At 64.2% G+C, this 18,416-nt stretch carries 13 protein-coding genes; 4 read left to right on the top strand and 9 right to left on the bottom strand.

Annotation, left to right across the window (positions count from 1 at the left end; all coding sequences use genetic code 11):
- Positions 1-40 precede the first annotated feature (40 nt).
- Together B5F73_RS02960 and B5F73_RS02955 are read right to left on the bottom strand one after the other, a co-directional pair.
- Entirely contained in the window at positions 41-3,157 is a 3,117-nt protein-coding gene (locus tag B5F73_RS02960; RefSeq protein ID WP_087226210.1) for a mechanosensitive ion channel domain-containing protein, read from the bottom strand.
- Between the two features lie 11 nt (positions 3,158-3,168).
- Positions 3,169-3,963 (bottom strand): transporter substrate-binding domain-containing protein, encoded by a 795-nt coding sequence (locus B5F73_RS02955; protein ID WP_239379779.1) that lies wholly within the window; start codon positions 3,961-3,963, stop codon positions 3,169-3,171.
- Between the two features lie 310 nt (positions 3,964-4,273).
- Between B5F73_RS02955 and B5F73_RS02950 the strand changes: the two genes are divergently transcribed.
- The gene (locus B5F73_RS02950; protein ID WP_087226204.1) at positions 4,274-4,978 is read left to right on the top strand and encodes an aquaporin; all 705 of its coding nucleotides are present in this window, start codon (positions 4,274-4,276) and stop codon (positions 4,976-4,978) included.
- Between the two features lie 173 nt (positions 4,979-5,151).
- On the opposite strand, the gene aspS is transcribed toward B5F73_RS02950, so the two are convergent.
- From aspS to B5F73_RS02925, 4 genes are all read right to left on the bottom strand, one after another.
- The gene (gene aspS / locus B5F73_RS02945) at positions 5,152-6,921 is read right to left on the bottom strand and encodes an aspartate--tRNA ligase (RefSeq protein WP_087226201.1); all 1,770 of its coding nucleotides are present in this window, start codon (positions 6,919-6,921) and stop codon (positions 5,152-5,154) included.
- 773 nt (positions 6,922-7,694) lie between these two features.
- Positions 7,695-10,514, bottom strand: coding sequence for a GIY-YIG nuclease family protein (locus B5F73_RS02935; protein ID WP_087226198.1), 2,820 nt, complete (start codon positions 10,512-10,514; stop codon positions 7,695-7,697).
- Positions 10,507-12,033, bottom strand: coding sequence for an Eco57I restriction-modification methylase domain-containing protein (locus tag B5F73_RS02930; protein ID WP_087226195.1), 1,527 nt, complete (start codon positions 12,031-12,033; stop codon positions 10,507-10,509). Before B5F73_RS02930 ends, B5F73_RS02935 begins: the two co-directional genes overlap by 8 nt.
- Positions 12,026-12,700: a restriction endonuclease subunit M gene (locus B5F73_RS02925; protein WP_087226192.1), complete on the bottom strand. Its 675-nt coding sequence runs from the start codon at positions 12,698-12,700 to the stop codon at positions 12,026-12,028. Before B5F73_RS02925 ends, B5F73_RS02930 begins: the two co-directional genes overlap by 8 nt.
- A 102-nt stretch (positions 12,701-12,802) precedes the next feature.
- On the opposite strand from B5F73_RS02925, the gene B5F73_RS02920 reads away from it, so the two are divergent.
- The 3 genes from B5F73_RS02920 (at position 12,803) to B5F73_RS02910 (ending at position 14,404) form a co-directional block, all read left to right on the top strand.
- Positions 12,803-13,099, top strand: a complete 297-nt coding sequence (locus B5F73_RS02920) for a helix-turn-helix transcriptional regulator (protein ID WP_087226189.1) — start codon at positions 12,803-12,805, stop codon at positions 13,097-13,099.
- A 218-nt stretch (positions 13,100-13,317) separates the two neighbouring features.
- Positions 13,318-13,986, top strand: a complete 669-nt coding sequence (locus B5F73_RS02915) for an HAD-IA family hydrolase (protein WP_087226186.1) — start codon at positions 13,318-13,320, stop codon at positions 13,984-13,986.
- A 109-nt stretch (positions 13,987-14,095) separates the two neighbouring features.
- Complete coding sequence (locus B5F73_RS02910; RefSeq protein WP_087226183.1) at positions 14,096-14,404, top strand: CDP-alcohol phosphatidyltransferase; 309 nt, start codon at positions 14,096-14,098, stop codon at positions 14,402-14,404.
- 336 nt (positions 14,405-14,740) lie between these two features.
- Here B5F73_RS02910 and B5F73_RS02905 read toward each other — a convergent pair whose 3' ends face one another.
- The 3 genes from B5F73_RS02905 to B5F73_RS02895 all read right to left on the bottom strand — a co-directional run bounded on the left by B5F73_RS02905 (position 14,741) and on the right by B5F73_RS02895 (position 18,279).
- Positions 14,741-15,310 (bottom strand): PTS glucose transporter subunit IIA, encoded by a 570-nt coding sequence (locus B5F73_RS02905; protein WP_087226180.1) that lies wholly within the window; start codon positions 15,308-15,310, stop codon positions 14,741-14,743.
- Positions 15,311-15,404: 94 nt separating this feature from the next.
- Complete coding sequence (locus tag B5F73_RS09355; protein WP_087226177.1) at positions 15,405-17,501, bottom strand: ABC transporter permease; 2,097 nt, start codon at positions 17,499-17,501, stop codon at positions 15,405-15,407.
- Positions 17,491-18,279 carry an ABC transporter ATP-binding protein gene (locus B5F73_RS02895; RefSeq protein WP_087226173.1) on the bottom strand — a complete coding sequence of 263 codons (789 nt, stop codon included), beginning with the start codon at positions 18,277-18,279 and terminating at the stop codon, positions 17,491-17,493. The genes B5F73_RS09355 and B5F73_RS02895 overlap by 11 nt, the downstream gene beginning before the upstream one ends.
- Positions 18,280-18,416: the final 137 nt, after the last annotated feature.

Below are 18,416 nucleotides of genomic sequence, written 5' to 3'. Positions count from 1 at the left end.
TCCGCGACGACGGGCCCGCAGAACGGATCGAAACCGCAGTCTAGCGCCGCTCGGAGTCGTTGGACTCGTCGAAGTCCTCGTCCTCGTCGGCCATGCTCCTTATGGCCTCCTTTTGCTCCGCGTTGAACTTGTCGGCAGCCAGCTTCTCGGCGATGGTCGCCTTCTTGAATACGGTCGGCTGGTTGACCACGACCTGCGGGAACGGGATCGAGATGTCATAACGGTCGAAGAGCAGCTTCATCTCGCGGTTCAGGTCGTTGGTGAGGCCCGAGCGGTCCTTCTCGGCGCACTCCGCCACGATCTTTATGTTGACCGAGTTGTCCGCGAGCATCGTGACGCCCTTGTAGAACGGGCCGTCGATGATCGCCGGCAGACGCCGCTTGATGTTGGGAAGCTCCTTGGAGAGGATGCTCTCCACGCGCTCGAGGCTCTCGCCGTACTCGATGCCCACCTCGACGGAGGCGTAGCTGTGCTCCTTGGTCATGTTGACCACGTTGGAGATGTTTGAGTTGCGCAGCACGAGCACGTTGCCGTTGCCGTCGTTGATCTTGGTGGTGCGCACGCCGATCTCCATGACGGTGCCGCGCTGGCCGCCCACCTGGATGATGTCGCCGACGCGGAACTCTCCCTCGAAGATGATGAAGAGGCCGGAGATGATGTCGGTGACGATGTCCTTGGCTCCGAGGGACACCGCAAAGGTGAGCAGCCCCGCCGAAGCGAGCAGCGTCGCCGTGTCCACGCCGAGAAGAGCGAGACACCAGTACAGGATGCCGATCACCGAGGCGTACTTGACGATGCTCGACGCGAGGCGACACATCGTGACACCACGGGCCTCGACCACGCGCGAGACGAGCATGAGGATCTTCTGGATGATCTCCGTGACGGTGAGGACCAGGCAGGCGAACATGATCGCCGCCGTGATGGCGAAGATGTTGAGCCCGTGCTGCCAGGAGCCGCCGAGGATGTACGAGAAGATCGAGCCCTCCTCGAAGATGGCGTCCTTGAAGACGACCGCAAGACACACGAGGATGACGGCGGCACCGACGAACCAGCGCAGCACGCAGCCGAGCTTCTGCTCGGGCGTCATGTCGTTCCAGTCGAGGGAGCGACGGAACCAGCGGCTGGCGGCGCTCATGGTCTTCATGGTGCGTCCGCCCACGGTGACGTCCACCATGCGCGGACGTCCCTCGTCCTTCTCTCCCGGCTCGGCGGATGCGGCCTGCCCCTTGGCCCCGGCAACCGGCTCGCAGACCGTGAGACAGTAGAGGACCGCCAGGCACACGAGCGCTACGCCGCCCGTAGCCATGGTGAGCGGCCCGCGCTCGGCCATGAGGGCGCCGTCGGGACCCGCGGCAAAGACGTAGTAGTCGCTCGTCTCGGCAGAGGCGGCATAGAGCTGCTCGCCGTTGATGGTGATGTAGTCGCTGTAGCCGTCCTTGAGCTGGTCCTCGCTCATGCCGCACTCGGTGACCGGCTTGCCGATCATGTTGTCGTTGGGGTAGTAGGCGATGGTGTCGTCCGCCTTGTTCACGGCAAAGGCGAAGCCGCCGACGCCCACCTGCACGCCGTCGAGGACGTTCTCGATCTGCACGCTCTCCAGAAGCGTCTCCAGGCGCGTCGGGTGGATGCCGAGCTGGACGAAGCCGTTCACGGTGCCCGACTCGTCGTGCGTGGTCACGCCGATGTACTGGCGCATCTCCCCCGAGACCTCGTCCGGCCCGGCGGGCTGCACGAGGGAGTCGACACCCTGCAGGAGCTTGCGGAACTCGTAGGACTGGTCCTCGGGGTCCTCGGAGAGCGCGAAGTTGGTGAAGCTGGAGTTGGTCGCCGTCATCGTGCCGTTGATGTCAAAGGTGAAGAGGTACTGGATCTGCAGCGCGTCGGCGAGCTCCTGTAGCGTCTCGCGGTTGGCGAGCTCGGGGTTGTGGTCCAGGATGTAGGCCGCGACCTGCGCTTTGGAGAGGTAGCGCTCGTTGTACTGGTCCTCGAGCTCGGCGGCGCGGTCCTGGCTGCGCTCGATGGTCGAGGCGACCTGGTCGACGCGCTCGGTAAGCGTGAGCGACTGGGAGGACAGCGCGAAGAGCGTCTGCATATAGAAGGAGATGACGATAACGGCAAAGAAGCCGATGACCGAGAGGACCGCCGCCCTGCTCGCGATCCGGCGGTTGACGCTCAGGCCGCCGGAGAGGGCGATGAGATCATCCCCATCGTGTCCCTCGCGCTCGTCCTCGCGCAGCACGAAGATGCCGTAGAGCGCCACGGATGCCACGACGACCGCAAAGACGAAGAGGATGACGCCGACGGTGATGTCGCCCGACGCGTTCATGTCGGCAGCGGGGACGGCCTCGATGTAGTACGTGTCGTCGATCAGGCAGACGTGACCGTAGAGGCGCTCGTTGCCGAGCTGCATCCAGCCGGTGAAGCCGTCCTCGAGGTCGCCGACATCCATGCCGGCGTCGAGCGCGTCGGCGCCGACGAGGCCGTCATTGGGGTGGTACTCGATCACGTAGGTCTGGGCGGAGAGGGCAAAGACGTAGCCGTCCTGCCCGATCTGGATGTTGCGCAGCACGCTCGCGGTGGAGCCGGTGGACTCCACCAGGTCGTAGAGCTCTGCGGGGTCCTGCTCGATGACGACCATGGTCTCGTCGTCGATCCTGGCGGCGTAGTAGCGCGTGTTCCAGTCCCGCTCGGGCAGGTTGACCTCGACGGCGCGCGACGGCTCGCCCGTGGAGAGCGACTCGCGCAGGTAGTTGAAGCGCGAGGAGGCAAAGTCCGCGCGCGTGTCCGCGGCCTTGGCTGCCACGGCGCCGTCCGCCTTCACGATGAGCACGTTGTCGACGCCGAGAAGCTCCTGGTACTCACGCATCTTGGCGTCCGTCGCCTCGAAGCCGGTGTCGTTGGCCGCCATGAACGAGACGCTCTGGGCCTTGGACTGGTAGATGGCGTCAAAGGTCTCCTTGTTCTGCGCGTTCTCGTCCTCGGCGTCGGCGAGGAGGGCGGAGAGCTGCTCGGCCTCCGCCTCCATCTCCGCGTCGTAGTTGGCACGGGTGAGCTCGCCCTGCATGCCGGAGAGCAGCACCCCCATGACCGCGATGCTCGCGAGGGCGGCGATGACGATGGCCGCGATCTTTACCTTGAGCCTGTGTGACATCCGCATCGATTTACCCCCTAGTCCCACTTGTCGACGAGCGCGTCGATGGTTCCGTCGTCGAGCATCCCCTGGACCGCCTCGGCGACCGGCGCGGAGAGCTCGGAATCCTTCTGCGTTGCGATGCCGTAGGACTGCTCGGCGACGACGAAGCCGTCGATCACGTGGCGCTTGTCGTCCATGTAGGTCTGCGCGATGGCGCCGTCGAGCACCATGGCGTCCACCGTGCCGTCCTCGAGGGCGTCGGAGAGCTCCTGGTAGCTGGGGAACTGCAGCAGGTGCCAGGTGTCGAAGGAGACGTCGGAGTTGTCCTCGTTGGCGGTGACGACCTCGCCGCTGGTGAAGCCGTCCTCATAGAGCTTGGTGGAGAGCAGCGGCGCGGCGTTGGCGCCCGACATCGTGCCGAAGGTGAGGCCCCTCATGTCGTCGATGCCCTCGATGAGCGAGGAGTTCTGCACCACGGCGATGACCCTGTCGTCGTAGTAGGCGGGCGAGAAGTCGAAGTTCTCGAGGCGCGTCTCCGCGATGGAGTAGCAGGCGGCAATGAGGTCCACCTGGCCGTCGAGGAGCATCTCCTTGCGGTTCTCGGGAAGGATGGTCACGAACTCGATGTCTCCGTAGCCGAGTCGGGAGGCCAGCTCCTCCACCAGGTCGATCTCCATGCCGTAGTAGTTGCCCGTGCCCTCGTTGAGGTAGCCGAAGCCCACCACGTCCGCGCGGACGCCCGCGCGCAGGGTCCCGGAACCGGTGATCGCGATCACCGCGTCATCCGAGCACCCGGCCATCAGAAGGCTCGCCGGCAGCGCCCCCAGCATGAGCGCTCCGAACGATCGTCTCGTCAGATTCAACGCCTGCATCTCCTTGTACGTCTCGTTAACCAGCCGTTTCACACGATTCGCCATTATCCCGTACAAAAATGCAGGTAAATCTAAGTCTTTTAAGGTTCAACTCAGTTTTTAGGGTCGCGCTGAGCTGGGAAGGCGTCACTCAACCATTCTTTGATGCTCGATGCGGCTCGTTGTGGGGCGTGGGCGCTTCTGCAAAATGGTGAGCGTTTTTGTCACGGGGGTGCGGACGGCACGTGCCTCACGCCTCCCACGAAGCAAGGAGGAACCCTTGGATTCCATGAAGAAGTACCTGGCCGAGGCCCTGGGCACGTTCACGCTCACGCTCTTTGGCTGCGGCAGCGCCTGCATCGCCGGCGCCGCCCTGGGAACCGTGGGCATCGCGCTGGCCTTTGGGCTCTCGATCGTCTGCATGGCCTTCGTCATCGGCAACGTCTCCGGCTGCCACATCAACCCTGCCGTGACCTTCGGCTGCTACCTCGACGGCCGCATGAGCCTCAAGGAGCTCTACGGCTACTGGATCGCCCAGTTCGTGGGCGGCATCGCGGCTGCCTTCGCGCTGCTGTTCATCGTGGGCCAGTGCGGCGCCCTCGGCGGCGTGGCGGAGACCGGCCTCGGCTGCAACGGCTATGACGCGGCCTCCACGACCGGCCTCTCCATGATCGGCGCCTTTGTCGTCGAGATCATCCTGACCTGCGCGTTCGTGCTCACCATCCTGGGCGTGACCGCAGACAACAAGACCAGCCACTTTGGTGGCCTCGTGATCGGCCTCACCCTCACCTTCGTTCACATCATGGGCATCCCCCTGACGGGCACCTCCGTGAACCCCGCCCGCAGCTTTGGCCCCGCGCTCGCCATGGCCGTGACCGGCAACACCCTCGCCCTCGAGCAGGTCTGGGTCTTCATCTTTGCCCCGCTCGCCGGCGCCGCCCTCGCCGCGGCCATCTTCAAGGGCTTCAAGAGCTTCTACGGCTCCGAGAAGTAGTTCTTCTCGGCATACGCCCCTTGGTTTGACTCAACCGAGGTTTTGGTCACTTTCTGGCTCGATTTGAGCCGAATAACCGACCAAGACCTCGGTTGAGTTTTTCTGTCGAGAAGAACGGGCCCGCCGCCGCGATCACGCGGAGACGGGCCCGGAGCGGACGTTCTTGTCGCTTGCTACAGCAGGCGCAGGCCGACCTCCTTGAGCTGCTTCGAGGAGACCTCGCTCGGCGCGTCGGACATGAGGTCGCTGCCGGAGCTCGTCTTGGGGAACGCCATGACGTCGCGGATGGAGTCCTCGCCGGCCAGCAGCATGCACACGCGGTCGAGGCCGAGCGCAAAGCCGCCCATCGGGGGCGCGCCGTACTCGAGGGCGTCCATCAGGAAGCCGAACTGCTCGCGGGCGCGCTCCACCGTGAAGCCCATGAGCTCGAGCATGTCGAGCTGCATCTGGGAGTTGTGGATGCGCATGCCGCCGCCACCGGCCTCGCAGCCGTCCATGACGAAGTCGTACGTCGCCGAGCCAATGGCCAGCGGGTCGGCCTTGATCTTCTCGACGTCGAGCTCGGTCGGCAGGGTGAAGGGCTGGTGCTCGGCCTCGTAACGCTTGGCCTCGTCGTCCCAGTGGAACAGCGGGAAGTTGACCACCCAGAGGAAGTCGTGGCCCTCGCGCGGGACGTTCAGCGCGTTTGCCATGTGCAGGCGCATGCCGCCCAGGATCTCGTCCGCCGTCTTGCGGTCGGCCACGGCAAACATCACGAGGTCGCCCAGCTCGACGCCCATCTCCGCCTTGAGCGCGTCCATCTCCTCGTCCGAGAAGAACTTGACGATGGGGCTGTTGACGGAACCGTCCTCGCGGAATGCGATCCACGCGAGGCCCTTGGCGCCAAACTCTGCGGCGACGTTCGCCAGCTTGTCGATCTGCGCGCGTGGCCAGGTGCCGGCGCCCTTGGCGTTGATGGCCTTGACGTACTGTCCCTCGGTCGCCGCGGCACTCGCGAAGAGCTTGAACTTGGAGGCCGAGAAGATCTGCGTCACGTCGTGGAGCTCCATGCCGATGCGGGTGTCCGGCTTGTCGGAGCCGTAGGTGTCCATGGCGTCCCAGTAATCCAGGCGGCGAAGCGGCGTGGGCATCTCGACGCCCATCTTGGAGAAGGCGTCCGCCAGCACGTCCTCGAGCGCGCCCATGACGTCGTCCTGCTCGACGAAGCTCATCTCGATGTCCACCTGCGTGAACTCGGGCTGGCGGTCGGCGCGCAGGTCCTCGTCGCGGAAGCACTTGGCGACCTGGTAGTAGCGCTCCACGCCGCCGACCATGAGGAGCTGCTTCAGGAGCTGCGGGGACTGCGGCAGCGCGTAGAAGTGGCCGGGCTGGGTGCGGGACGGCACGAGGAAGTCGCGCGCGCCCTCGGGCGTGGACTTGAAGAGCGCGGGGGTCTCCACCTCGAGGAACTCGCGGTCGTGCAGCGCCTGGCGCAGCGCGAAGGTGAAGTCGGAGCGCATCTTGAGGTTGGCCGTCATGCGTGGGCGGCGCAGGTCCAGGTAGCGGTAGCGCAGGCGGACGTCCTCGGAGGTGTCCACGTGGTCCTCGATCTGGAAGGGCGGCGTCTTGGAGGAGTTGAGGACCTCGATCTGGTCGATGAGGACCTCGACCTCGCCGGTCGCGAGCTTGGGATTGTCCATGCCCTCGGGGCGCTCGCGGACGACGCCGGTGACCTTGATCGGCCACTCGGAGCGGATGGTCTCGGCCGCGTGGAACGCCTCGCCGCCGGAGTGCTCCGGGTCAAAGGAGACCTGCGTCACGCCGTCGCGGTCGCGCAGGTCAACAAAGATGAGGCCGCCGTGGTCGCGGCGGTGCCAGACCCAGCCGGTCAGCGTGACCGTCTGGCCGATGTGCTCGCGGCGCAGCTCGCCGCAGGTGTGGGTGTGCATGGTATGGGAGTCCATCTGCAATGCCTTTCTCGTCCTGCCGCCCCGTGCCGTACGGGCGGCGCCTGCCGGATGGCCGCGGCGCACGTAGACGGCGCACGCCACAGCGGGGGTGATTGTACTACGGGCAGGCCGGACGGCGCGCGAGCGTAACCGGACGACAATATTCGCGTTCGTGTCGGTTGTGCACACCCGGACAACCAATACGTTGTAGCAGCGCCCACAAAGCCGCAGGCAGCAGCCGCGCTCCTACTCCGGCCTCTTCCGAAGGGTGTACACAACCGAACATCGGACGAGAAGGACGGCGCCGCCTTCACATCTTGAACGACGTCACTCGCTCACAAACGCCTTTTTGCGCACCGTCTTGAGGACGTTTCTCCTGAACGTTCCCCACGAGCCGAAGAAGCGCCGGTCGGTGGCAGTCTCCTCGTGAGCCTGGTACTTGAGCGCCGTCAGCTCGACTGCGCAGGCATAGTCGGCCGCCTGCGCAGTGGTGAGGCATGAAAGGGCAGATTGGGAAGTCCGCGCGTCGCAAGGCTCTGCTCATACCGAGAAATACTGTCAACCAGAGGCACGCTCTGGTCATGGAACACAAGCGTCAGGAGGTAGTAGTCAGAGTCTAGACCGTCGGCTCCAGACTCATCCACGAAGACGCTCAGCTCTCGCAACTCAGCCCCTCTCGATATAAAAAATGCCGGGGGAAACGCCCCCGGCGCTTGGAAGACCCCGAAGGGCCCACTTCTCTTATACCACACTGGACAGGCTCCAAACACGCGACCGTCGTAGATGCTCTACAGCCCCAGGAACCCCTGCTCGAACGCACCGGGGAACGGGAACATGCGGTCCTTGCCGCCCAGGTGGACGACGATGTGACCCTCGTCGAGGCTTACCACCGTGCCCTCGCCGAACGCCTTGTGGCGGACGACGTCGCCCACCTCGATGGAGTCAAGCTGCTGACGAGAAGGACGGGCGGGCACCGCGGCGGGCACCTCTGCCGCGGGCTCGGGAGCCGGCTCGGGCGCGGCCGCGGGCTCGGGCGCGCTCTTCTCGACGACGATCGTCGGCTCCACCAGCTGAGGAACCGCGACCTCCGTCTCCATCCGCGAGTCGCGCCGTTTCATCTCCTCGTAGTCCTCGCGCGAGAGCGCCGTGTCGAAGAGGCCAACGCTCGCGTCGTACACATGGCGCTCGATGCCCGTGTAGGACAGGCTCGCGTCCTCGTAGCGGCGGAACTTGTAGACGGCGTCGTTCATGACCGCGTCGTTGAACACGCCGAGCGAGACCAGCAGCTCGAAGTCGCGCACCTCCAGACCCGTCACCTTCTTGAACAGTCCCGGCTCGAGCTGCGTGATGACGTCCTTCAGGCACTGCTCGCGATAGTCCGTCAGGTACATGAACACGGGGATGCGCGTCGCGAACTTGATGAGCTTCTCCTTGATCTCCGTTCGCTTGCTCTTGAACTCCTTCTCCTCCGCGGAGAGCTGCTTCTTCTCCTTGGGGGTGAGGTTCTCGCTCTCCTTCTTGGCCTTCTTCACGGCCTCGGACTTGTTGATGATGGTCTCGATGTCGGAGTTCAGGCTGCGGAAGCCCTCGATGCTCATGAGGGCGCGCATCGCCTCCGGGCTGCCGAGCAGACGGAGCAGCGTGTCGTTGTCCACGTTGACGAGAAGCGCGCTCTCCCAGCGGCGCGCCAACAGCGTCGCGGAGGACCCGACCGTGATGGTGTCAAGGATGTCGGCGGCGCTGACCTCGCGCATGGCGGAGCCGTCATAGGCGAGCACCGGCAGGAACTTGATGAACTCCCCCACCTTGCGCTCGGGACTCGTCTCGCCCACAGAGAGCCGGCAGCCATAGTCGGAGACCATCGTGAGCGCGCGGTCGAGCGAGAAGTCGAAGACGTAGCACTGCGGCTTGAGGTTCTGCGTCTTCCCCTCTTCGGTCACCGTGGTCCAGGGGCTCTGCACGCGAAACGCCGTCTGGAAGTAGGTCTCTGCCCTCCCGAGGTTGCGCAGCATCAGCACGCCAGCCCAAGGCCTGACGGTCACGCCCGTGGTGAGCTTGCCGCACGAGAGCGTAATTGTCTTGGTGGCAAGCGGGTCGCCCATCGCGCGGCGCACGGGGCGCACGGCCTCGACCCCCATGCCCGCCTTCGCGCCGGCGGCAACGATTACCTGGTAGTCGTGGAAGAACACGTTCTGGCGCTGCGCCAGGAGGTTCGCCATCGCCTCACAGGAGGCCACGCTCGGCAAAAACCACAGCGTGTGCGTGAGCGAGGAGAGCAGCCCGCCGTCCGAGAAGGGCATCGGCGGCTTCTTGGCTCCCAACTTAAGGTCATCCACCGCAGTCTCGGCAAACGAGCCGCGAATGAGGTTGAGCCATTTCTGCACGTACTCCTCGTACTTGAAGCGCGCCAGCGCGCCGCGCCCCTCTGCCGAGAAGAACACGTTGAGGTCGAACTCGTCGAACTCGCCCTGACGGGCGATGCGCGTTATGGCATCCGGGATCTGGTAGGTCATGAGTACCATGCGCGGCAGCGTCTCGTAGGGGTTATTTGGACCCTCCCAGCTCTCCTTTGCCGCCTGCTCGTCAGAGTAGGTCCAGTTGAAGATCTGCTCCTCGATGAACTCTCCGGAGTTGAGCGCGCGGAACGGCGTGCCAGAGAGGTAGAGGTAGAAGCGCGACTGGATGGGCAGCCAGGTCTCGTCGAGGGAGTTGCCCGCGCTCGCCGCCTCGGCGTCGTCCACGTCATCGATGCGATCATCGTCCTGCGGCGCGAAGAGCTTCTGCGCAGAGTCGCGCCACGCCCCGAAGTGGTACTCGTCAAAGACGACAAGATCCCAGCTCTCGAGGTGGACCCACTCGTTGCGGGGCTTGATGCCTCCCGTCTCGCGGTTCACGCCCAGGTAGTCCTGGAAGGAGCCGAAGCAGACGATGGGGCGCGCCGGGTCGCACTCCTCGTACGAGCGCCCGTCGCGCGCGACGAACTGCCAGCCGTCGAAGTCGATGTGGCACTCGAGGTCGTCCTGCCAGGCAGCCTCGACGGCCGGCTTGAAGGTGAGCACGAGCACGCGCCGCATGCCCATCTTTTTCGCGAGCTCGTAGGTGGCGAAGGTCTTGCCAAAGCGCATCTTCGCGTTCCAGAGGAACTTGGGCGCGTTGTGGGAGCCGGGGACCTCGCAGCTCCTGAAGTACGCCTCGGTCTTCTCCACTGCGGCTCGCTGCTCGGGGCGCATGGGGAAGCTCTCCGTGCGGCGGCTCTCGTAGTCCTTGCGGTCGCGCACCTCGAGCCACGCGTTGCGCACGTCCTCGACCGTGCAGCGGAACCACTCGCCACCCACGTCATCGATGCCGTTCGCGCGCAGGCGCCTGTGCAGGTCATGGTCGGTGAAGGTCGTGCCGTCTTCGCGCATGGCCGACTCGACGAAGACAATCTCGTACGGCTTGACCCCATTTGGCTGGATCACCGGGAACTGCTCGGCCACGCGCTCTTGCGCGGTCCTTTGCGTGTAGCCGACCTTGAGAAGACCGTCGTACTCGATGAACGGCTCACGGTAGGCATAGACCTGCGGATGGACGTCCGGGCGAGCGGGAAAGCGATCGGCGCTAGTCATCGGTGCCGTCCGATTCCATTGGCTTAATCATCGATTCGATGAAATCGATTTCTCGTTCAGTTAAGTTGTAATGCTCGTAAAGATCTCTGTCAGTAATGGGCGATGAGAAATCCTGCATTGGTACAAACTCGTATACCTTAGCGGGAGCCATCTGAGACACTTTAATCAGCGACACCATGAACCTAAAGAACTTAGTCTTTATATAGCCCATAACATTTCTAGCAATAGATTCTTGGCTAAAAGGACCAATCATGACGTAGGTTTCCGTACAACAGGACTTAGGCCCAGCAAGAATTGGCTGTCCAATTATTTGGTGAGGAATAGCATCTCCAGCGTTATATGCCCTAGAAATAAAGATTTTCCACTGGTCGATACTTCCCTGATTCTTCTCTACCTCAGAGAGCCCGACGTAACCAACACCACCCCGCTGATATAGCTTAATTTGCCTATCGGTGCTTGGCTTGCTGTCGCCTTGAACAAACGTCCTCAGTCCAAAAGGCTTCTGTGAGCTCACTAGCTTCGAGAATGATTCGAATTGTCCATTAACAACCTTTCGGTAGACGTTCACGCCCTCTTCAAAGCGAATTAGGAACTCCGATCCTGGCTCCTTTAAAAAACGAGGTTGCTGCTCAAAAGCTGAATTACCGACATGGGTAACAATCTGACACATACCTTCCGACTCGCGCTGCCAGAGGAAGTAACAGACTCCTCCCTTGATTTCAACACCCGTCCCAAAGCAATCGGCCGCATTGGTGAAATCATGAAGGACGCGTATATGCTTGTCGGAAATCATGTCATCACGAAATGCATCCAATCCCTTCCCGCCAGAAAACCAGCGAGAAGGGATAATCATTGTCAGATATCTTGGATTCAGCTTCTTTGCCTGCTCAACAAACAGCTGATAAATCGGGCTCGCGCTCGCCTGTGCCCCGCCATCGCTCAGCTGGTACGGCGGGTTGCCCACGATGACGTCGAACTTCATGTCAAAGATCTCCTCGGGGTGCGTGGTGTGAATGAACTCGTAGGCGTGCGTCTCGAGGTCCTTGTCGCGGTCGTAGTTCTTCTGCGACGCCCCGCAGTAGATGCACCGCTTGTCTCGCCACGTGTGCTGGATGTTGCGGTAGCGGATGTTGCCCTCTTCCCCGTCGAACTCGCTGACGGAGAAGCGGCCGTTGGGAAACTTGGAGCAGTAGAGGCTCCGCCTCGAGAGCAGCGACGTCAGCTCCGTGATGGCGATGCCGTAGAGCTGCTCGTGCATGATGTGGTCCACGCGCTCATGCAGGTCGGGGTAGATTGGCTCGAGCCCCTTGATGAAGCGCTTGGCCGCTTCGCGCAGGAAGACACCCGACTTGCAGAACGGGTCTAGGATCTTGACGCTCGGGTCGCTCCACAGCTCCTTCGGTAGCAGGTCGAGCACCTGATTCGCGAGCTCCGGCGGCGTGAAGACCTCGTCGTTGGAGAGGTTGGCCAGACACGTGAGGACGTCCGGGTTGTACTCGCGCCTGAGAAGGTTAGCCAACGCGGCTCACCTCCCGATAGTCCGTGGGTGGGTACTCGCGAATGGCTGCGGGGATGTACGCCTGGGTCTCCTCGTCGAACTCCCACAAGGCGTTGGCCTCGCCGAAGAGCGACGCCTGGCTGCCCTTCTCGACGTTTCCCTCCAGAAGCTCGCTCAGCAGGAAGTCGCGCCGCTTGACCAGGTCGCCCGTCACGAGCGACCACTCCGCAAAGGTGATGGGCTCTCCGCTCGCGTCCTTGAGGGTCAGGGCATCGCCGCAGAGGATGTTCTTCTCCAGCACGTAGCGAATGGCATCGAGGAACGCGGGCTCGACTGCTCCCTTGATCGCCGAGCGCGCGTCCTTCTCGACGATCTTGAAGAGGCGGTCACGACACTCCTGCGCGTTGTCCGGCTGGATCTCCACGCCGTAGATGCTCGAGACGGCGAGGAACGCGTAGCGCTGGTACTCCCCCGGGCTCTTGCGATAGCGCGACCTGACGACGGCGAGCTTGCGATGCAGCACCTCGGCGATGAAGTTGCCGTTTCCGCAGGCAGGCTCGAGGAAGCGCGACTCGATGCGCTCGGTCTCCTGCTTTACGAGATCGAGCATTGCGTTGACCTCGCGCTCGTTGGTGAAGACCTCGCCGAAGTCCGTCACGCGCTGTCTTGATTTGACCTGTCCCGCCATGCGTCCACCGTCTCGACTGTCGGATATATACGACAGTCGAGTCTAGAGCAACTGACGGTTATATCCGACAGTCATTAGGCAAGCGGCCCATAGCATGGGCGCATGGAACATGCAGAGCCATACAAGTTCATCCGCTGGCAAGTGGGCCAAAATATCAAGGGGCTGCTCAAAAAGGGCGAGCTCACCCAAAGCGAGCTCGCGCGGATGATCTCCAAGGACCGCACCAACATCAACGAGCTGATAGCCGGTAAGGCCAACCCCTCGCTTGACCTGCTGGTCAAGATCGCGGATGGGTTGGGTGTTCCGCTGACCGACCTCTTCTATGGACTGGACGGCGTGGCGCCACATGGCCTCAAGGTCGACTATGACAGGGGGCAGACGCCCGGCGATCGCTCGTAGGGTATGCGGCATCGTCGAGGTCATGCGGCGTGGTGCGAGCGGACGGTTCTTCTCGGCAACTCCTTTAGCTGCGGATATAGAAGACGCAGCTGCGCGCATAACCTCGGTGACGTCGCATAACCTCGCGGATGTCGCATAACCTCCGCGACAGGGCGAGAAGAACCCGCCGCCGCGGCCCGGACGTGCTACCCTAACGCCGGCCAACGGAAGGAGCGCCCATGCCCGCATACCAGACCGCGGTCTTCGACCTCGACGGAACGCTGCTCGACAGCCTCTGCGACCTGCATCTCTCCATCAACGCCGTCCTCGCGGCGCACGACATGCCCACCCACTCGCTCGACGACGTCCGCCGCTTCGTGGGCAACGGCATCCGCAAGCTCGTGGAGCGCGCCGTCCCCGCCGGCACAAACGACGCCCAGAGGGACGCCGTCTACGAGGACTTCTGCACCTACTACGCCGCGCACTGCGAGGACCACACCGGCCCCTACGCCGGCATCCCTGATCTCCTGGCCCACCTGCGCGCGGCCGGCGTGCGCCTGGCCGTGGTCTCCAACAAGGGCGACTTCGCGGTCCAGGAGCTCGTCTCCCGCCAGTTCCCCGACACCTTCGACGCGATCCTCGGCGAGAACGAGGCCGCGGGCATCCGCAAGAAGCCCGCGCCCGACATGGTGGAGGCAGCCCTCGAGCGCATGGGCGCCGGCCGCGACGGGCTCGTCTACATCGGCGACTCCGAGGTGGACGTCCAGACCGCGGCCAACGTGGGCTGCCCGTGCGTGAGCTGCACCTGGGGTTTCCGCGGAGTCGACGAGCTGATCGCCGCCGGGGCGACCACCTTCGTGGACACGCCCGCCGAGCTGGAGCGCGTTCTTCTCGGCACCGCCCGCTGACCGCTCGCGCGACGCTCGCCTAACATTCAGCGAACGTCCGCATAACTGTCCGCCGGGCGGGTTACACTCTCACTAACGTCCGATTGGCCTCCGACGAAAGGGGATCGCCATGGGAAAGAAGGCAGCCGAGGCTCTCGATATCGACTACGAGGGTCTGGTCGAGTACCTGCACTGCAATCACTCCGTCTACATGAAGATCGGTTCCAGCGTCTACTACCTCACTGATTGCAACTACGAGTCCTGGCGCGCGCAGGACACGAGCCGTCGCAACGAGAAGAACCACTTCGTCGACTGCTCCGAGCTCGTCCCCACCGTCGACGAGTTCCTGGCGCTCCCCTTTGTCAACGGCCAGACCATCAAGGACGTCTTTGACCACGCCACGTTCTACGCCTCGCTCGAGGGCGAGAAGGACGCGTAGGCCCAAGCCCATACGCACGCAGCGGGGCCGGCACTCTCACGGGTGCCGGCCCTTTTTTGCGTAGCCGACCCGGGAATCGCCGCCCTTGTCGTCCGCCGCTCCGGAAATCGCCGCCCTTGTCAGGGCTGGCTCTAGAAAAAGCGGACCTTGTCCCGTCTGCTTCTAGAAAACGACGCCCTTGTCATGAACGGCGCCCTCGCATCGGTGCAAGGGCGCCAATTCTTAGACGCTGGCGAGCCAAGGGCGGCAATTCTTAGACGCTGGCGAGCCAAGGGCGCCGATTCTTAGAGCCGCCCGTGACAACGGGGGCGATTCCCGGATGCGCCGCAGAACCGCCTACGCGCGGCGCGCGACGAGCAGCGGGTCGCCGATCTTGACCAGCGGACGACCATCGAGCAGGGTGCTCGTGTCGCCCACGTGATCGATCTGCGAGAAAGCGTCGGGGTTGGAGATCGTGCAGCAGACCACGTCCTCGTAGCCGGCCTGCTTGATGGAGTCGTCGTTGAAGGTCATGATCGGCTGGCCGGCGCGGACGGTGTCCCCGGTCTCCACGCAGCGTGAGAAGCCCTTGCCACCCATGTTGACGGTGCCGATGCCGATGTGGATCAGGACCTCCATGCCACCCTCGGCCGCGATGACGATCGAGTGGTTGGTCATCGTGGTGGCGCCGATGACGCCGTCGACCGGCGCGTAGACGACGCCGTTGTTGGTGGTGGGCAGGATGCCGTAGCCGTCTCCGAGCAGGGCGACGGGCAGGACCTCGTCCTTGACCTCCTTGAGGCTCACGAGCATGCCCGAGACCGGGGCGTAGACCACGTCGGGACGCGTGGCGAACGTGGCGGACGGAAGCTCGGCCTTGCCGTCGGACGAGGTGATCTTGCTGCGAATCTTGTCAAACAGTCCCATATGGGCCCCCTTCTCTGCATGCGACGGACGCGGGCGCGCCGTACTTCTCGCCCATGGTAGACGAGAAGCACGGCGCAGTGGCTGACGTATTCGGTTACCGGGAGAGCATGCCCCGCGAGGTGAGATAGGTCACGAGGAAATAGCCGCCGTAGAGGGTCACGACGAAGGCCACCGTCCCCGCGAGCGCCGTGCCAATCTGGAATCCCGTGAGCAGCGCCACGATGTCGTTCACCACGGAGAGCGCCACCGCTGCGTGAGCCACGGCCACGACCAGCGGGAAGAGGAAGTACACGCCGACCTGGGCGAGAAGGGCGTGGTCGATCATGCGCCTCTCGGCGCCGAGCTCGGCGAGCACGCGGTAGCGGCCCACGTTGTCCGCCGCCTCGGATAGCTGCTGCAGCGCGAGCACCGTCGCGCAGCACACGAGCAGGACCACGCCGATGTAGATGGCCAGGTACGTCACGATCACCGTGGTGCCCGAGGACTGGTCGAGAAGCCCCTGGGCGTTGATGGGGTTCCAGACCGGCCAGGCCTCGATCGTCTCGCCCTGGCCCATGACGTCGCCGTAGGCCTCGTCGATCGCGGACGTCGCCGCCTCGTTCATCTCGGCACGGTCGCCGTTGTACATGAGGTTCACCACGGTCGTGCTCGGCCCGAGGCCCTCGGGAATCACGTCGTCGGGCACGATCAGCGCGCCGGAGACCGTACCGCTCGCGCCGGTGTCCGAGAACGGCACGCTCACCACGGCCTCGTCGACGAAGCGCAGCGTCCTGCCCTGCACCGTGATCTCCGGGTTCTGCTCGGCCGCCGCCTGCCAGAAGCCGTCCAGCGACGGCATGTCGTTCCACCACGCGCACTCGTCGGCGCCGAGTTCCAGGCCCTTCTCGCCGACCATGGCGCACAGGGCGTTGTACTCGGAGACGCGCACGAGCGTCACGGCGGTCTCGCTGCTGCCCAGCATCATCTGGTTGATCGTGGCGCTGCCGTCGAAGTCGGTGTTCGCCACGAACCACTCCACGGTGTAGCCCGACAGCGGCTCGCCGTTCGCGTCGTAGTCGTAGGTGTTGACCTGCACGGCGTCGCGGAAGAGCTCGTCGAACTCCGGGATGTCGGCGCGCAGCCGGGCGATGGCGTCGTAGCCGTCGGCCGCCGCCGGACCCTGCGCGTTGCGCTCGCCGAGCATGCCCGTGGGGTAGCTCACGAGCGACATGTCATAGCGCGTGCCCGCGACGAGCGCCTCGTTCATGCCCGTGGCCACCGAGAAACCCGTGCACACGCCGCAGATGGCAAGGAAGAGCATCGCGCAGACCAGGGAGATTGAGAGCCACGCGGTGTTGATGCGGCTGTTGAGCTGGCGCATCACGAACATGTTGAGGCCGCTGAGGTAGGCACGCGGGCTCGCCTGGAGCGCGCGCAGCGCAAAGCCGGAGATCGAGAAGAAGAAGAGCAGCGTGCCCACCGTGACGAGTCCCGTGGCGATTGCGAAGTACGGGCCCTCCTCCATCATGCCGTGCTCGAGCAGGACCTTGTACGCCACGCCGATGAGCGCGAGCGACGCGAGGAAGAGCACCACGGAGAGCGGCAGGCTGCGCAGACGGACCTTCTCGCTCACCTTGTCCGCGTTGATGAGGTCGATGAGCTTGTAGCGGCTGACCGTGGACACGTTGAAGACGAGCGTCACGAGGAAGATGCCCGCGAAGCACGCCACCGTGGAGAGCGCCGCGGCCGGCGAGAACGCGAAGACGAAGCCCCTGATCGTGGCCTCGAACAGCCCGGCCGTGACGTACATCATGACCTGCGAGAGCGCGAGGCCCAGCAAGAGGCCCACCCCGAGCGCGACCACGCCCACGACGAGCGTCTCTATGACGATGATCCAGGAGACGTGCCGGATGTCCATGCCGAGCGTGAGGTAGATGCCAAACTCGCGCTTGCGCCGCCGGATGAGGAAGCGGTTGGCGTAGACCACGAGAAACCCGAGGATGACGACCACAAACACGGAGAGGCCGGAGAGGATGTCCGCGAGCGCCTGAACCATGCGGCGCTGGTCCTCGCCCATCTGGATGACGGCGGCCTGGTCGGTGATGGAGCCGAAGGCGTAGAAGACGCAGACGCCAAAGGCCAGGGTGAGGAAGAAGACCGCGAAGTCCCGGAAGGACTTGCGGACGTTGCCGAGCGCGATCCTAGCGTACATCTGCGCCCTCCCCTCCCAGGAAGGACACGACGTCCATGATCTCGTTGAAGAAGGTCTTGCGCGTCTTGGCGCCGCGGATGAGCTCGTTCCAGACGCGGCCGTCCTTGAGGAAGAGGGCGCGGCGGGCGTAGCTCGCGGCGAAGGAGTCGTGCGTGACCATGATGATCGTGGCGCCGGCGTCGTTGAGCTCCTCGAGGCTCTCCAGGAGCAGGCGCGAGTTGCGCGAGTCGAGGGCGCCGGTGGGCTCGTCGGCCAGGACCAGCGACGGGTCGGTCACGATGGCGCGGGCCGCGGCGACGCGCTGCTTCTGACCGCCGGACATCTCATGCGGGAACTTGTCGAGCACGTCGGCGACGCCCAGGCGGCGGGCCACACCGCCCACGCGCGCCGTGACCTCCTTGGCGGGCGTGTGGTTGATCGTGAGCGCGAGCGCGATGTTCTCGCGCGCGGTGAGGGTGTCGAGCAGGTTGGAGTCCTGGAAGACAAAGCCCAGGCGCTCGCGGCGGAACTTCGAGAGCTGGCCCGGGCGCAGGGCGGTGATGTCCTGGCCGTCCACGAGGATGTGGCCGGAGGTGGGGCGGTCGATCGTGGAGATGCAGTTCAGGAGCGTGGTCTTGCCCGAGCCGGACGGGCCCATGATGGCAACGTACTCGCCGGCGGCGACGTCGAACGACACGCCGTCGAGGGCGCGCGTGACGTTGTCACGGGTTCCGTAGAGCTTCTCGACGTCCCGGCAGGACAGGACCGGCTGGGTGGGTTGGATGTGAGCGGGTGCCATCGCGGCTCCTCTCGTCTGGCCTTCTGGTACACGACCATACTCGCCCGGCGAGAAGGACGCTGCCATCGAATGCGCTTATCGCTCCCTTACGCTTTCGCAAGGTTGTGCAGCGGCGAGCCTGCCCGTACCGATTAACG

It is taken from the genome of Olsenella sp. An270 (genome assembly GCF_002159735.1).
Taxonomy (GTDB): domain Bacteria; phylum Actinomycetota; class Coriobacteriia; order Coriobacteriales; family Atopobiaceae; genus Thermophilibacter.
This window is presented reverse-complemented; position numbering and strand designations above follow the sequence as displayed.

Bases quoted from the DNA above. Each gene is read 5' to 3' on its own strand.
- B5F73_RS02960 (WP_087226210.1), bottom strand. From the start codon at position 3,157: ATGCGGATGTCACACAGGCTCAAGGTAAAGATCGCGGCCATCGTCATC.
- B5F73_RS02905 (WP_087226180.1), bottom strand. From the start codon at position 15,310: ATGGGACTGTTTGACAAGATTCGCAGCAAGATCACCTCGTCCGACGGC.
- B5F73_RS09355 (WP_087226177.1), bottom strand. From the start codon at position 17,501: ATGTACGCTAGGATCGCGCTCGGCAACGTCCGCAAGTCCTTCCGGGAC.
- B5F73_RS02895 (WP_087226173.1), bottom strand. From the start codon at position 18,279: ATGGCACCCGCTCACATCCAACCCACCCAGCCGGTCCTGTCCTGCCGG.
- B5F73_RS02925 (WP_087226192.1), bottom strand. From the start codon at position 12,700: ATGGCGGGACAGGTCAAATCAAGACAGCGCGTGACGGACTTCGGCGAG.
- B5F73_RS02935 (WP_087226198.1), bottom strand. From the start codon at position 10,514: ATGACTAGCGCCGATCGCTTTCCCGCTCGCCCGGACGTCCATCCGCAG.
- B5F73_RS02950 (WP_087226204.1), top strand. From the start codon at position 4,274: ATGAAGAAGTACCTGGCCGAGGCCCTGGGCACGTTCACGCTCACGCTC.
- aspS (WP_087226201.1), bottom strand. From the start codon at position 6,921: ATGGACTCCCATACCATGCACACCCACACCTGCGGCGAGCTGCGCCGC.
- B5F73_RS02920 (WP_087226189.1), top strand. From the start codon at position 12,803: ATGGAACATGCAGAGCCATACAAGTTCATCCGCTGGCAAGTGGGCCAA.
- B5F73_RS02910 (WP_087226183.1), top strand. From the start codon at position 14,096: ATGGGAAAGAAGGCAGCCGAGGCTCTCGATATCGACTACGAGGGTCTG.
- B5F73_RS02955 (WP_239379779.1), bottom strand. From the start codon at position 3,963: ATGCTGGGGGCGCTGCCGGCGAGCCTTCTGATGGCCGGGTGCTCGGAT.
- B5F73_RS02915 (WP_087226186.1), top strand. From the start codon at position 13,318: ATGCCCGCATACCAGACCGCGGTCTTCGACCTCGACGGAACGCTGCTC.